Here is a 15,215-nt window from a genome sequence, read left to right as displayed (position 1 = left end):
GACGCCGCAAGGCAAGCTACCATTCATCTAGCTCACATAGGCAAACAGGGGTTAACGATGTTGGAACTCACCACACAAGATATTCAATTGCAGCAACAGTTTGAAAATAAACAGGCGGCGATTTTAGGACTGGCACAAGCCCTAACCTCTAAAGGTTTGGTAGCCGAAGGTTATGCGCAAGGCATGCTGAATCGTGAAGCACAGCACTCCACCTATCTGGGTAATGGGATTGCCATCCCTCATGGCACCACCGATACCCGTGAGCTGGTCAAGCAAACGGGCGTAACGGCGATGCATTTTCCACAAGGTTTAGATTGGGGTGATGGTAATCGCGTCTATGTCGCGATTGGGATTGCCGCAAAATCTGATGAACATTTGGGTATTTTAAAACAGTTGACCAAAGTGTTATCCGCCGATGGCGTTGAACAAGCCCTGCAGCAAGCACAAACTGCAGCGCAACTGATTGCGATTATTAAAGGTGAAGCACAATTGCAGGCCGATTTTGATGCTTCGCTAATCCAGCACCAATTTCCAGCCAGCGATATGCTGCAAATGAGCGCGGTCGCCGGTGGTTTATTAAGAAATACCGGTTGTGCGGAGAATGAATTTGTCGCGCAATTAGTGACCAAAACTCCGACTCATCTGGGTCGCGGTTTATGGTTAATCGCCAGTGATCGCGCGGTTAATCGCACTGGGATGTCGATCGTCACCACCGCTAATGATTGCGAATATCAACAGCAACCAGTGAAAGCTCTGATCGCATTTTCGGTCTGTAATGATGCCCATCAACCGCTACTGGATAAAATAACTAAATTAGTCTTTCAACAAAAACAGGATTTGATTTGGCAAGCGAGTGTTGACCAGTTACTCAATCTGTTTGTTAACACGGCAGGTCAAGCAACGAACGAAGTCTCTGATCCTCAGGCCGCAGACTCTTCTGCGCACAGTGCGATTTTCCGCATCAAAAACAGTCATGGCTTGCATGCGCGTCCAGGCGCAATGTTGGTGGCCGAGGCCAAGAAATTTTCAGCCAATATTCGGGTAGCCAATCTTGATGGTGATGGGCATGTGGTCAATGCCAAAAGCTTGATGAAAGTGATTGCGCTTGGCGTGAAACACAATCATCAATTGCAATTTAGCGCCGAAGGTCCTGATGCTGAAGCGGCGTTGCAAGCGATTGGCGCTGCGATCAAAGCAGGCTTAGGTGAAGGTTAAGGAATCGATCATGACCAATAAAGTTGTCACCATTACATTAAATCCAGCGCTCGATCTGACCGGTAGTCTGAACCAACTCAATGTTGGATCCGTAAGTCTGGTTGAGCAAAGCGCTCTGCATGCCGCTGGTAAAGGGGTTAACGTAGCAAAAGTGCTCAGTGAGTTAGGTGCCGAGGTGACCGTGACCGGTTTTCTTGGCCGTGATAACCAAGAGCTATTTTGCCAATTATTTGAACAGCTTGGCGTAAAAGATCAATTTATCCGTATCGCTGGCGCCACGCGGATCAATGTCAAATTAGTCGAACAACAAGGCACAGTGAGCGACATCAATTTCCCTGGCATCACGGTCACTGAGGACGATATTGCAGCATTTGAAGCGACCCTACTACGCCTCGCGCAAGATCATGACTATTTCGTCCTCGCCGGCAGTTTACCACAAGGTATTTCGCCACAACGCTGCGCAGGTTGGATTGAACAGCTACATCGCATGAATAAAAAGGTACTGTTTGACAGTAGCCGCGATGCTTTGATGGCCGGTCTAGAGGCCAAACCGTGGCTGATCAAACCTAACGATGAAGAGTTGAGCCAATGGTGTGGCCGCGAATTAAGCACGCTGAGTGAATGCCAGCAAGCGGCCAACGAACTAGCTGCCAAACAGATTGAAAATATCGTCATTTCCATGGGTGCTAATGGCGTAATGTGGCTGCACCAAAATCAGTGGTTACATGCCAAACCACCTAAAATGCACGTGGTGAGCACGGTTGGTGCTGGTGATACGCTGGTGGCCGGCCTGTGCTGGGGACATATGCAGAATATGGAAAAACAATCATTGCTACGTTTTGCGACTGCCTTATCCGCCCTCGCGGTGACTCAGGTGGGCGTCGGAATTGGCGATCGACAACAACTCAATACTCTACAACAACAAATTATAGTATCCGCACTCCATCCCGTGATGAGTGCCTAAGGACAGAAGGTCGTGAATATGAAAATAGCCATCGTAACGGCATGCCCAAGTGGCGTTGCCAATAGCATCATCGCTGCAGGATTATTGCAACAAGCCTGTAAAACCGTCGGTTGGGAGGCTGCGATCGAGTGCCATTCAACCGTGATCGCCGGTCATACTCTGACTGCTGATGAAATCCAAGCCGCGGATCTGGTGATCTTGGCGACCAACTGCCCAGTAGATAGCCAACGTTTTGTCGGCAAAAAAGTCTACCAAAGTCCAATTTCAGCCTGTACCACTGATCCGGTTGCGTATCTGACTGAAGCTGCAGAAAAAGCGACTGAGCTCAGCGCCGCACAAGCCACTGCGGCAAGCTCGGTGACTGCAACGGCAACCACGGCCGCGAAGAAAATTGTCGCCATTACTGCTTGCCCAACTGGGGTAGCACACACCTTTATGGCTGCCGAAGCATTAGAAACCGAGGCGGCACGCCAAGGCCATCAGATCAAAGTGGAAACACGTGGTTCGGTTGGCGCTAAAAATCAGTTGACTGCGCAAGACATTGCCGATGCAGATTTGGTGATCATTGCGGCGGATATTGATGTGCCGTTAGAGCGCTTTAATGGCAAACCACTTTACAAAACCAGTACCGGTTTAGCCTTGAAGAAAACCGCGCAAGAGCTCAATAATGCGTTCACTCAAGCCAAACCGTTCACTGCAACTACGGCGAGCAGCAGTGAAAACAGCGAAGAGAAAAAAGGCGTGTACAAACATCTGATGACCGGTGTTTCGCATATGCTGCCTGTGGTCGTTGCGGGCGGGCTTATCATCGCGCTCTGTTTCGTGTTTGGAATTGAGGCTTTCCAACAAGAAGGCACCTTAGCGGCGGCATTAATGCAAATTGGTGGTGGTTCGGCGTTTGCGTTGATGATCCCAGTACTGGCTGGCTATATTGCGTTTTCGATTGCTGACCGTCCCGGATTAGCACCAGGTTTGATTGGCGGTATGCTAGCAAGCTCGACCGGTGCTGGCTTCCTAGGCGGTATTGTGGCGGGTTTCCTAGCCGGTTACAGCGCAAAACTGATTGCTGACAAACTTGAATTGCCACAATCAATGGCGGCACTTAAACCAATCCTGATCATTCCGTTTATCGCAAGCTTGTTCACCGGCTTAGTGATGATTTATGTGGTTGGCGGTCCAATGTCGAGCATTATGCAAGCCATGACCACCTTCTTGAACAATATGGGTTCAACTAACGCAGTACTGCTTGGTTTGGTGCTGGGCGCAATGATGTGTTTCGACTTAGGTGGCCCAATCAATAAAGCCGCTTACACTTTTGGTGTTGGTCTGTTGGCTTCACAAACTTATGCCCCAATGGCGGCGATCATGGCAGCCGGTATGGTTCCTGCACTGGGTATGGGGCTGGCAACTCTGCTGGCAAAAGACAAATTTGAAGCGGCAGAACGTGAAGCGGGTAAAGCCTCTTTTGTTCTGGGTCTGTGTTTTATCTCTGAGGGCGCGATTCCGTTTGCAGCCAAAGATCCGATGCGCGTGATCCCCGCTTGTATGGCTGGTGGTGCGGTGACTGGCGCGCTGTCAATGCTGTTTGGCGCGAAACTGATGGCTCCACACGGTGGTCTATTTGTACTGTTGATCCCTAATGCTATCAGCCCAGCATTACTGTATTTAGTAGCGATTGCCATCGGTACAGCCATCACTGGTTTTGCTTACGCTATGCTAAAAAAATCCGCATCAGCTCAAGCCGTTACCGCATAACTTTGCGTTGATATAATACAAAAGCCAGTGATTGATTCACTGGCTTTTTTAATGGTTGAATATCAGATGGTTAAGTCACGTTAGGTTAACGTTGACCTTGAATATAGTGGCGAGAAACATCCACTACCGCGACATCTTTGAAAAAACGACGCCCCAGCAGTAATGGATACGCCAAATGCGTACGGTCAGTTAAAGTGAACTCTATCTCTTGCTTAAGATCACCAATTTGGATCCATACCATCACCACGGGTCGGCGTTGCGGCTCATTCACGTTTGATTGACGAATTCTCACCCAGCGTTCAACCGGCAAAGTGATCCGCTCACTACGTACACCATCATGCTCAATTCGAAATTTCACCCAATCTTGGCCACTGCGCTCAAACGCTACAATCTCAACCGCGCTGATCGAAGAGGTGGTTGCACCGGTATCGATCCGCGCTTTAAAACTCTCTTTTAAACTGGGTAGATAGACCCACTCCTGATCACCGAGTACGATTTTGCCATCTGAAGTGTGCTTGGCACTGGAAAAATCATCCTGTTTATTCACTTCAATCTCCAATGAAGACGCAGGCTCAAGTCGCAGTAAGGGATCGACCAGTGGCTGATTGTCATTCGTGGCCTCCACAGGTAGGGGAATAACCTCAGCGGCTGGCTCCTCAATAACTTTGCTATCCGACAGCCAAGGAGGTGTAGCACACGCCATCAAGCCGCTACTTAACATTAAACACACCAATAATTTCAGTGGATGATTCATCGTTTCACCTAATCAAATACCCCCTGTTCGAGGGATGATTTTACACGCTTGAGTTATGATGCTTGGGTTATGACGCTTGTGTTACGACACTTGGATAATCGCCTTCGCCACATAAGGAATGTCTTTTTCAGTCAAGCCAGCAATATTAATCCGACCATCGGCCACGCCATAAATCGCAAACTCGGCACGTAAACGAGCCATCTGCTCACTACTCAAACCCAGCACCGTGAACATTCCTCGGTGGTTTTCAATAAAGTCGAATTGTCGCGTATTGTATTGATTTCTCAACTCATGACATAAATCTTTGCGTAGAGTTAACAACCGTTGCTGCATTTCACGCAGCTCTTGCTGCCAGATGTTGGTTAACTGCTGGTCATTTAATACGGTTTTGACTAATGCGGCGCCATGATCGGGCGGCATAGTGTAAGTAGAGCGTGCCAAGGTGAGCATTTTGCCACGGGCGTTGATCACTTCACGCTGATTTTTGCCAATCACCAGTGCGGCGCCAGTACGTTCACGATATAAGCCAAAATTTTTCGAGCAAGATGTGGTGATCAACATCTCTTCAACACGTTTGGCCATATAACGCAGACCTTGTGCATCTTGATCTAAGCCATCACCAAACCCTTGGTAAGCAATATCAACAAATGGAATAAAGCCATTTTTCTGGGCTAATTCTGTGATCGCCTGCCACGCGGTAAAATCGATATCCGCTCCGGTTGGGTTATGACAGCAACCATGCAATAAGACCACGTCTTGACTTCCCGCTTGTGCTAAATCGGCCAACATTGCCTCAGTATCGACCATTTTTGTGTCACGACTAAAATAACGGTAGTAACGAACCTTAAGCCCCGCCGCTTCCATCACGGGTTTATGATTGACGTAACTGGGATCGCTGATCCATACGGTCGTATCCGGCTGGGCAACACGCATTAAATCCCCCAACATACGCAGTGCACCACTGGCACCGGGGGTTTGAATCGCAATGGTGCGCTCTGAGTCCAGCGCTGAGTCCAAAACCAAGTGCATCATGCTGTGATTGAACTCTTCACATCCGGCAAGGCCAACATAGGATTTACTGGTTTGACTGGCGACAACCTTCTCTTGCGCCAAGCTCACTGCACGCATGATCGGGGTTTGACCGAGACTGTTTTTGTAGACGCCAATGCCCAAATCCACTTTTTGTGGGCGAGGATCACTACGAAAAGCGACGGAAAGAGAAAGAATAGGATCTAAAACTGGTGCTGGTAAATCGGTAAACATGAAAGTCACAACCCTTTGAAATTCAGGTAACAACCCACAAAGTAAACCAGATAACACAAAATCGAAAGGGATTTTTGCCCACAGTTACGGTCATGTTAACCACACACTGCGAACAAAAACGTTATCGCGTGAAACGGTGGATCACTTGATTGGCACTCCCCCGCCACTCTAACCCCGGATCAGCTTGCTGCTGTATAAACTTGCCATCAATCAGAACATCGATATAAGGCAATAATGCTTGTTGTGCCACATCCAATTCTGCCAACTGATAGCCAGTCCAGAGCCAGATATCTTTACCCGGACATTGCGTTTTCACGCGCTGGATCAACTGTAACACCGCGGCTAAATTGGCTGGATGCAGCGGGTCCCCACCAGAGAGTGATAAGCCGCGGCGCTTGATCCGTTGATCATTCAGATCGGCAATAATTCGATCTTCCAGCGCTTGAGTATAAAGATGGCCAGATGACAACGACCAAGTACTTTGATTGTAGCAGCCTTTACATTGATGGACGCAGCCGGAGACAAACAGCGTACAGCGTGTCCCCGGCCCATTGACCACATCAATCGGATGGTATTGATGGTAATTCATATGCTTACAGATGTTTAACTCGCCGTTTAACTTCTTCTTGCTTACCGAAGTTGAATGGCCGTGCATCTGGGCTGCCTAAGTAACCACATACGCGGCGTGTGACAGACACTTTGGTTGGCTCATGATTGCCACAACGGGGGCAGACAAAACCTTTGCTGGTACAATCAAACTCACCGGTAAAACCACACTCATAGCATTCATCAATCGGGGTGTTAGTACCGTAATAAGGGACTCGGTGATAGCTGTAATCCCATACATTTTCTAAGGCTTCGACATTACGCTGCATATTCGGAAACTCGCCATAGCAGATAAAGCCACCACTCGAAATTTCCGGATAAGGCATTTCGAAATCAATCTTATCGTATGGATTGACTTTCTTTTGCACATCTAAATGGAAACTATTGGTGTAGTAACCTTTGTCCGTCACTCCTTCCACAACCCCAAACTGTTTAGCATCAATACGGCAGAAGCGACTACACAAGTTTTCGCTCGGTGTACCGTACAAACTAAACGCGTAACCGGTCTCTTTTTTCCATTGATCGACCGCTTTGCGCAGATATTGGATGATATCCACCGCTGCTTGGCGTAACTTGGCATCATCATAAACATGCTGCTGCTGACCAAACAGGGCGATGATGGTTTCATGCACACCGATGTAACCCAGCGAGATAGACGCACGGCCATGCTTGAAAATATCCGCAATCGAATCGTTGGCTTTCAAACGTACCCCACACGCCCCTTCCATATATAGGATAGGCGCGACACGAGCTTTAACATTTTCTAAGCGATTGATCCGCGTATCCAAAGCACGGCGAGCTAACTTAAGCTTGTCATCCAGTAACGCATAAAATTTGCTGAGATCCCCTCGCGCTTTCAAAGCGATGCGCGGCAAGTTTAAGCTCACCACACCAAGGTTATTACGCCCCTCATGGATCAATTCACCATTTTCTTCATAGGTATTGAGGAAAGAACGACAGCCCATTGGGGTTTTGAACGATCCTGTCACCTCAACTACTTTGTGGTAATTGAGAATATCTGGGTACATGCGTTTAGAAGCACATTCGAGCGCCAACTGCTTAATATCGTAGTTAGGATCGTCCGCTTTATGGTTAAGCCCATCTTGAATTGCAAAAACCAGCTTTGGAAATACTGCCGTTTTGCGATTTTTGCCCAAACCGGCTATCCGGTTTTTTAAGATCGATTGCTGGATCAGACGCGATTCCCAACTGGTCCCCAAGCCAAACCCGAAAGTGACAAACGGAGTTTGCCCATTGGCGGTATGCAAGGTATTGACTTCATATTCCAAAGATTGAAAAGCGTCATAACACTCTTTTTCAGTGCGTGATTTGGCAAACGCATCGGGATTATGAATATCCCACTCACGGGCGATCTCTAAATGTTTGTAGTAGCTAGCCGTCACATAAGGCGCCAGCACTTCATCAATCCGGTTGATGGTCGTGCCGCCATAAATATGGCTCGCCACTTGGGCAATAATTTGCGCGGTCACGGCGGTAGCGGTAGAAATCGATTTCGGTGTGTCAATTTCGGCATTACCCATTTTAAAGCCGTGAGTCAGCATGCCTTTGAGATCGATCAGCATGCAGTTAAACATCGGGAAAAATGGTGCGTAATCGAGATCGTGATAGTGAATATCACCCGCTTCATGGGCTTGCACTACATCACGCGGCAAAATGCGCGTTTTGGCGTAATGCTTAGCCACAATGCCAGCCAGCAGATCACGTTGGGTTGGGATCACTTTGCCATCTTTGTTGGCATTTTCGTTGAGTAAGTCGGCGTTACTTTCTTGGATTAACCCTTCGATTTCTTGGGTTAGTTTACTCTGCTTCTCACGCGCGACATCGCGATCATGGCGATATTCAATGTATGAACGGGCTAATGCTTTGTATGGCCCTTGCATTAACTCGTTTTCAACTAGGGTTTGGATTTCGGCGATATGCACCTCTGCGTAATCGTGCAGTTTCAGCTCTACCGCTAACGCAACATTCAGTGCGTAAATAGCGATTTCCTGATCCGCATGCTCTGCAGCACTTTCCACTGCCGCTTGAATACGATCCCTGTTAAATGGCGCTTTCGAGCCATCACGTTTGATTACGATAGGTTTCACCTGCTCTCCTTACCCAGCATACTCACAGAGTTATCCACAAATACACTATATAGGGCGATATTATTCTGCCACTGGCACTATATGTTGTGGCGTATTTAACGAAATGCGTCAAGGGAGGGTATTGATTTAGATCAACAAAAACCAAGCAACGTACAAGATCAATCCGATCTTATTGGGCAAGATCCCAAACCAGAAAGAAACCTTGAAAATCATCATTTTTGTGATTTTTGTTACTGAATTTAGTGCAACCGGACTCAACATCTTGCTATCACAGTCTTAGCGCTGATTCGGTTTTGTTAACGACCATCGCAGGGCAAAATTTAACATCACCGATACGGTTTTACATCGCATCTCTATTGTTCCAGCAGTGCAGAGTAAATAAGGTCATACGGTCGAAATTTGACCGATTGAGGAGAGGTTAAGCACAAGAACGTCGGATACAAAAAAGCGAGCTTAACCGCCCGCTAATTTTACTTTGAATCCCTTGGCTTCCAGCAGTGTTTTGAGTAGATCTCGCACATCGCCTTGAATTTCAATGTCACCGTCTTTAACGGCACCACCGCAGCCACATTTTTTCTTAAATTCAGCCGCCAAGAGTTTTAATGCCGTATCATCAACATCTAACCCTTTGACTAAAGTTACGCCCTTGCCTTTACGGCCTTTAGTTTCGCGCGAAACTCGCACAATACCATCGCCTTTTGGGCGCTCCGTTTTCTCTGCTTCGGGCTTAATACGCCCAAGCTCGGTTGAATACACCAGTGTCATACTATCCAATCTATCTTTTCTGTGCCGCTTGTTGGGCAGCTTGTTGTTTAGCAACTAAATAAGCTTCGATATGTTTTTGAATGGCAATTTTGGAACCTTTGATTAAACGGCCATTAAAAAAACAATACCATTGATTGGCTTCGCCGGTATCATTTTTAATGGTAAAACCATGGAACTGCTCTTGCACACCACTGGCCAGTTCACGCCGCTGAGCAATCGATTCAAACTCTTTTGGGTTGATGATTGATGCGGTATCACAAAACCAATCAATACTTTTTTTTACGGCCGCTAAATTGCCGGTCAGTAGATGATTTTTTATGGTGACTTGCCATGTATCGGTTGAATTGTCAGCCGACTGGAGATTAAAACCTCGGTAGATTGCAACAGCCATATATACCCTGCCTCTCATTGAAATTGGCTAAAGAATAATTCTATCTTTCAGCTTATCAAGCTGATTGCCACGAATCTGTTAACTTACCGTTCATTATACTGAAAAGCATCATCTTTCAATCCCTGGTGGTGACCTAATTGAAAGATGATTGACGGGTTTGTTAAGCGATCCTAGTTAGCGGCCAAGCCCGCGCGATATTAGCGAGCTGCCAACGTCGAGGTGACGCATTGTGCGAGAAACTCACTAAAACGATGCCCATTATTTTCCAGCATTTTCGGGAACATTGAAATCGGCGTCATACCTGGGAAGGTATTCACTTCATTCAGATAAATTTGCCCCTCTGGAGTGAGGAAAAAATCAATCCGCGATAAATGACGCAACTGCATATGAGTAAACACTCGCTCGGCACAGTGCTGAATTAATGCACGCTGCTGATCGGTCAAATTGTCTGCTTCAATCACAGTGCGAGAGTGGCTACTGGCACTGTATTTTTCCTCATAGGAATAAAATGCATCCTCAGGAGCGATCACTTCTCCCGGTTTAGAAATATGCAGTTTGCCATCCATCTGGTAGGCGGCGACTTCCAGCTCGCGGGGTTTAACCGCTTTCTCGACCAACACTTGGTCAGAATAGCCAAATGCTGCCTCAATCGCACTGGCAATTTTATCTTGCTCAGTCACCTTATAACATCCAACTGAAGAGCCTTGCCGCGCCGCTTTAACAAAGACGCTGCCCCAATTGATAAACGCTTGCTGCGCCTTCGCGACCGCATCTGGTGTATTTTGGGTTAAAAACAGATAAGGCGTATTAGGAATGTCGAGTGCGTCATACCATAATTTGGAGGTGATTTTATTAAAACTATTGGCGCTGGCTTCGGGGCCACAGCCTAAATAAGGGATGCCAGCCAACTCAAACATCGATTGAATGTCGCCAGTTTCGCCAGGGAAACCATGAATACAAGGCACCACAAAATCAATCGAATAGCAGAGTTGTTCACCATTTAATGTCGCGCGGTTGGTATCGAGATAAACCAAATCGCCCTGTTCGGTAAACCAGCCGTCTTGTTTCATTTCAACCCGAATCACCTTGAACTCTGGGGTCAATTCCAGTTGCTGTTGGAGATAGTTGGCAGATACCAGTGAAACTTCGTGCTCAGATGAGCCACCACCACACAAAAGTAGAATTGTCGTCTTAGTCATTAATCGTTCCAGGACACTAAAGTAATCATTGCTGGCTATCATAGAGGATTCAACATCAACTTACAGTCAATGTTGATGTTTCTTCACTAGCGTTGATGCAACTGTGCAAAGATCCAACAATAAAGGGGCTTCAGCCTCTTTATGTCAGCCTCAATTTAGCTTGTTGAGCGTAGGAAATTCAGAGTTTTTAATTGAATCGATACTTTTTACGAAAGGTTTCATGGCGCGTAAATCACTTGGTAATTGAGCAATCGCCGCCAGCGCTTCCTGACGGGTGGCATAGTCACCGAATAGCACGGTGTACCATTTAGTGCCATTAACCATTTTGTAATTTTCCCAAATCGGTTGGCCATTGCTCGGCAGTTTGGCAGCAAACTGATCAACTTTATTCTGCGCACCAACGGCAACCACTTGGATGGTAAAACCGTAGCGTGGATTCATCGCCACTTGTTTAGCGGTTGGAGGCGTAATTGAGACTTCAGGTTTAGCCTGCGGGCTCATCTTAACCACTTTTTTCTCGTTGTCGGCAGGGGCCATTTTCACCACGTTTTGCTCAACGTTTTGTTCTGAAATGCCGTCAGCCACCCCAACTTCTGAAATAACCGGTTGTTCTACTGCGGCCACCGAGAACTCTTCGCGATGACTTTCGGTCTTGACGTCTGTGGTGTAATCACCGGATGCACAAGCGGCAAGAAGGGTGGAGAGACCAATAACTGCAATTTTTTTCATGGATTTCGATATGCCTTAGCTACAAAGTGCTTTAAATCATGCACATTGCTATCGCGAGAATCAAGCGTAGTGCGCCAATATCTACCGCGATCCTGTGATTTATGGCACAAACTCATCAATAGCCGCGCTCACTCCATTGATATCAGGACGCTGGAACGAATCGCTGACTATTGCCAGTGCCAATTTTTTTTCAGGTATTGGATACACCATGATTTGGCCTCGCCCATTTGGTTACGCCGCCACGCCAGCACCACCTCCATCGTCAGCGGCTGTGAACCACAAATCTCCTGCAATTGACCTTGTTCAATATAAGCTTTCGCCACCGCCTGTGGTAAGGTGCCGATCCCAAGCCCAGCAATCAATGCCTTGCATTTGGCATCTAAATTACTCACCGTTAAGCGTGGTTGGCGCTGTAAAATATTGACACTCATAGCAGGCTGTTCACGCGCAGTATCGGCGATCACAATTGCGCGGTATTTTTCTCTGGCTTGTTGGTTAAATTCCCCCACTCGCCGATGTACATAATGGGAAGGAGCCGCAACCCAAATCATCGTCATCGAACCTAACGTTTCCGCTTTAACATCTTGCGGCAGAGCTTCCAATCGTGGACAAATTAACAAATCTGCCCGTCCAGTGGCTAAGGCTTCCCAACATCCGGCCAAAATCTCCTCTTGGATACGTACTCGCGTTTTACTGATATTGCCGAGTGCATCGACCATCGCAAACAAGTTCGTTACGGGTACAATGCCATCTAACGCGATGGTAATCTCTAACTCCCAACCATTAGCCAACAGCGTAGCATCGTTAACCAATTTTTCGGTCGCTGCCAAAATAGCTCTGCCCTGTTCGAGGATCAACTTTCCCGCCGCAGTAAAACTGGCTCGATGACCCGAGCGATCAAAAATCATCAGATCCAAATCTTGCTCTAATTTTTGAATTTGATAGCTCAAAGAGCTCGGCGCACGATTCAGTTCATTAGCTGCCGCAGCAAAGCTACCTCGGCGTTGTATTGCATCCAAAATATGCAAGGCTTCAAGTGTGATCGGGCTTAGCAAGGTAGTCTCCCATCGGGTATTTACAGCAACACTCCGTGATACAGATCACGATTGGCAGTGTTAGAATAATTAAGATCACTTAAGTTAAGGTGTTTAATTTATTGGTTTTTTATTCAAATTGTCACGGTAACACTCATTTATGCAAACGCAAATGATAGCAATTCTCATTAATATTCATTAGAATCACCGCGTTTTAGTCAACATGGAAATGCAGGTAGTTCAAATGTATAAGAAATCTCTACTCGCTAGTGCAATAGTTTTAGCACTAATGCCTTCAGCATACGCTGACGATTATGCCTTATTCGACGAAGTGGTAGTATCAACAACTCGTCTAAACACCCAAATAACTGACACCGCTGCATCTGTCACAGTGATCAATGAAAATGATATCGAAAATCAAATGATCGAAGACATTGATAGCTTATTCAAATACACACCCGGTGTCACTTCAACAACGAACTCTCGCCAAAGCGTTCAAGGGATTAACATCCGGGGAATTGAAGGAAACCGGATCAAAGTTATGGTGGACGGAGTCTCTCAACCAAACCAATTTGATCCTGGTGGTACTCGATTTATTAGCTCCTCTCGAGTTGATATCGATACCGATATGGTAAAGGCCGTTGAAATCGTGAAAGGTGCGGCTTCATCATTGCAAGGTTCAGATGCGATAGGTGGCATTGTTGCCTTTGAAACTAAAGATCCTGCCGATATTCTCAAAGGTCGGGATTTCGGTGGGTATGCTAAATTAAATTATTCATCATCGGATAAAACATTCAGTGAGTCTATTGCATTAGCAAATAAATATGGAGAACTGGAATCCTTGGTGGCATACACTCGCCGTGATGGTGAGACAACTAAGAATTTTGGGGATCCAGATCAACTGGATAATAGTGCCAATAATCTACTGGTTAAACTTCAATACCAGTTAAATCCTGCACATCGTATCCAATTCTCCGGCAACTATATTCGTAACAAAACCGATTTGGAAAACTTAGCTTATTCTGGTTATGAAAATGCATCGGGTCATGATGAGACAAGCCAATATCAACTGGGCATCAAACACATATGGGATACCGAGTTATCATTTGCTGATCAATTAAGTTGGCAATTTGATGTTATGAATAAAGAAGAAACCGGTGTCACCAATCGCACAAGAACATCGACTGGGAACATTCAGAAAAAAGACTATTTATACTCGGATAAAGGTTTCCAATTTGATAGTCAATTAGATAAATCGTTTGTAGTAGCCAACACTGAACACTATCTCGTTTATGGTTTATCTTATAGTGACAAAGAGATAAAAAATACCAACCTTGAATTTAACTCCATCGGTTCAAATGATGTTATTTTCTATATTCCTAATGCATCCGAGATACGCTATGGTGTGTTTATCCAAGATGAAATTTCTTTCAATAATTTCATTTTCACTCCGGGTGTCCGCTTCGATGCTTTCGAAACCAAACCTGGTGACACCAGCGCTAACCCAAGCGGGAATGCAGCAAGTGAATATGGAAAACATTCTGATTCAGCCTTTACGGCCCGCTTAGGCTCTGTCTACAAACTAAACCAAGAAAATCGCCTGTTTGCTCAAATCAGCCAAGGGTTCCGAGCACCAGACTTTCAAGAACTTTATTATTCATTTGGTAATCCTGCACATGGTTATGTCAATAAACCAAACCCAAAATTGAAAGCAGAAGATAGCCTTTCTTATGAATTTGGTTGGCGCTACAACAGTCGTAATGTAAGTAATGAAATATCAATGTTCTACAGTGACTATGACAATTTCATTGATAGACAGCTCGTGTCTGGCAGCTTATCAAGTAGAGATGCCGTATTCCAATCAATCAATATCGACAAAGCAACAATTAAAGGGTTAGAGCTGTCTAACCAATTATCTTGGGATAGTTTTATGCCACTCGAAGGCTTTAGCTCACGTATTGCAGCAGCATACACTGAAGGTAAAGATGGAGATGGCAAACCACTCAACAGTGTTAATCCTTGGAATACTGTCGCAGGTATCAGCTATGATTCTGTTAATCAATGGGGAACCACGGTTAATGTGAGTTTTACGGCTAAGAAAAAAGCTAGTGATATGAATGGTGACTACCAGCCGATCTCTTCTGCTACTGTCGTAGACATTACTGCCTATTACAAGCCAGTGAATAATTTAACTCTACGCGCAGGTGTATTTAATGTGGCTAACCAAGAATACTATAATTGGAATGATGTCCGTAGTTTATCAAGTGAAGATAAGGATCAAACACAGCCTAAGCGTAACTTCGCTGTTACTGCCAAATATGAGTTTTAAGCTATTAAAAAATCCATGAACAATATTATATAATTTGTTCTAGATTGGTTCCCCCCCTCACACTCATGTCTGAGGGGGTGTATATTCGTCTAATAACCGAGCT

The 15,215-nt window shown here is 45.9% G+C and carries 13 protein-coding genes; 4 read left to right on the top strand and 9 right to left on the bottom strand.

Annotation, left to right across the window (positions count from 1 at the left end):
• Positions 1-57 precede the first annotated feature (57 nt).
• Genes fruB through fruA form a run of 3 tightly spaced genes read left to right on the top strand, consistent with a single transcriptional unit; the run spans position 58 to position 3,934 of the window.
• A complete protein-coding gene (gene fruB, locus G7083_RS13650; protein WP_166015376.1) occupies positions 58-1,215 on the top strand; it encodes a fused PTS fructose transporter subunit IIA/HPr protein in 1,158 nt (385 codons plus the stop codon).
• A gap of 10 nt (positions 1,216-1,225) precedes the next feature.
• Complete coding sequence (gene pfkB, locus G7083_RS13645; RefSeq protein WP_166015375.1) at positions 1,226-2,179, top strand: 1-phosphofructokinase; 954 nt, start codon at positions 1,226-1,228, stop codon at positions 2,177-2,179.
• Between the two features lie 18 nt (positions 2,180-2,197).
• The gene (fruA, locus tag G7083_RS13640; RefSeq protein ID WP_166015374.1) at positions 2,198-3,934 is read left to right on the top strand and encodes a PTS fructose transporter subunit IIBC; all 1,737 of its coding nucleotides are present in this window, start codon (positions 2,198-2,200) and stop codon (positions 3,932-3,934) included.
• An 85-nt stretch (positions 3,935-4,019) separates the two neighbouring features.
• On the opposite strand, the gene G7083_RS13635 is transcribed toward fruA, so the two are convergent.
• From G7083_RS13635 to G7083_RS13595, 9 genes are all read right to left on the bottom strand, one after another.
• Positions 4,020-4,688: an ATP-dependent zinc protease gene (locus G7083_RS13635; protein ID WP_166015373.1), complete on the bottom strand. Its 669-nt coding sequence runs from the start codon at positions 4,686-4,688 to the stop codon at positions 4,020-4,022.
• 81 nt (positions 4,689-4,769) lie between these two features.
• Positions 4,770-5,951, bottom strand: a complete 1,182-nt coding sequence (locus tag G7083_RS13630; protein WP_166015372.1) for an amino acid aminotransferase — start codon at positions 5,949-5,951, stop codon at positions 4,770-4,772.
• A gap of 121 nt (positions 5,952-6,072) precedes the next feature.
• On the bottom strand, positions 6,073-6,540 hold the full coding sequence (gene nrdG, locus G7083_RS13625; RefSeq protein WP_166015371.1) for an anaerobic ribonucleoside-triphosphate reductase-activating protein: 468 nt from the start codon (positions 6,538-6,540) through the stop codon (positions 6,073-6,075).
• Positions 6,541-6,544: 4 nt separating this feature from the next.
• Complete coding sequence (gene nrdD / locus G7083_RS13620; RefSeq protein ID WP_166015370.1) at positions 6,545-8,665, bottom strand: anaerobic ribonucleoside-triphosphate reductase; 2,121 nt, start codon at positions 8,663-8,665, stop codon at positions 6,545-6,547.
• A gap of 453 nt (positions 8,666-9,118) precedes the next feature.
• Positions 9,119-9,430, bottom strand: coding sequence for a stress response translation initiation inhibitor YciH (yciH, locus tag G7083_RS13615; protein WP_166015369.1), 312 nt, complete (start codon positions 9,428-9,430; stop codon positions 9,119-9,121).
• Positions 9,431-9,440: 10 nt separating this feature from the next.
• Positions 9,441-9,821, bottom strand: coding sequence for a DUF3319 domain-containing protein (locus G7083_RS13610; protein WP_166015368.1), 381 nt, complete (start codon positions 9,819-9,821; stop codon positions 9,441-9,443).
• A 197-nt stretch (positions 9,822-10,018) separates the two neighbouring features.
• Complete coding sequence (locus G7083_RS13605; protein WP_166015367.1) at positions 10,019-11,020, bottom strand: D-alanine--D-alanine ligase; 1,002 nt, start codon at positions 11,018-11,020, stop codon at positions 10,019-10,021.
• A 150-nt stretch (positions 11,021-11,170) separates the two neighbouring features.
• A complete protein-coding gene (locus G7083_RS13600; RefSeq protein WP_166015366.1) occupies positions 11,171-11,749 on the bottom strand; it encodes an SPOR domain-containing protein in 579 nt (192 codons plus the stop codon).
• 167 nt (positions 11,750-11,916) lie between these two features.
• Positions 11,917-12,804: a LysR family transcriptional regulator gene (locus G7083_RS13595; protein WP_166015365.1), complete on the bottom strand. Its 888-nt coding sequence runs from the start codon at positions 12,802-12,804 to the stop codon at positions 11,917-11,919.
• 223 nt (positions 12,805-13,027) lie between these two features.
• Between G7083_RS13595 and G7083_RS13590 the strand changes: the two genes are divergently transcribed.
• Entirely contained in the window at positions 13,028-15,112 is a 2,085-nt protein-coding gene (locus tag G7083_RS13590) for a TonB-dependent hemoglobin/transferrin/lactoferrin family receptor (RefSeq protein WP_166015364.1), read from the top strand.
• Positions 15,113-15,215: the final 103 nt, after the last annotated feature.

The sequence above is a fragment of the Vibrio sp. HDW18 genome (genome assembly GCF_011306175.1).
Taxonomy (GTDB): domain Bacteria; phylum Pseudomonadota; class Gammaproteobacteria; order Enterobacterales; family Vibrionaceae; genus Vibrio; species Vibrio chanodichtyis.
Note: the sequence above shows the minus strand (reverse complement) of the source record. Positions and strands in the feature narration are given on the sequence as shown.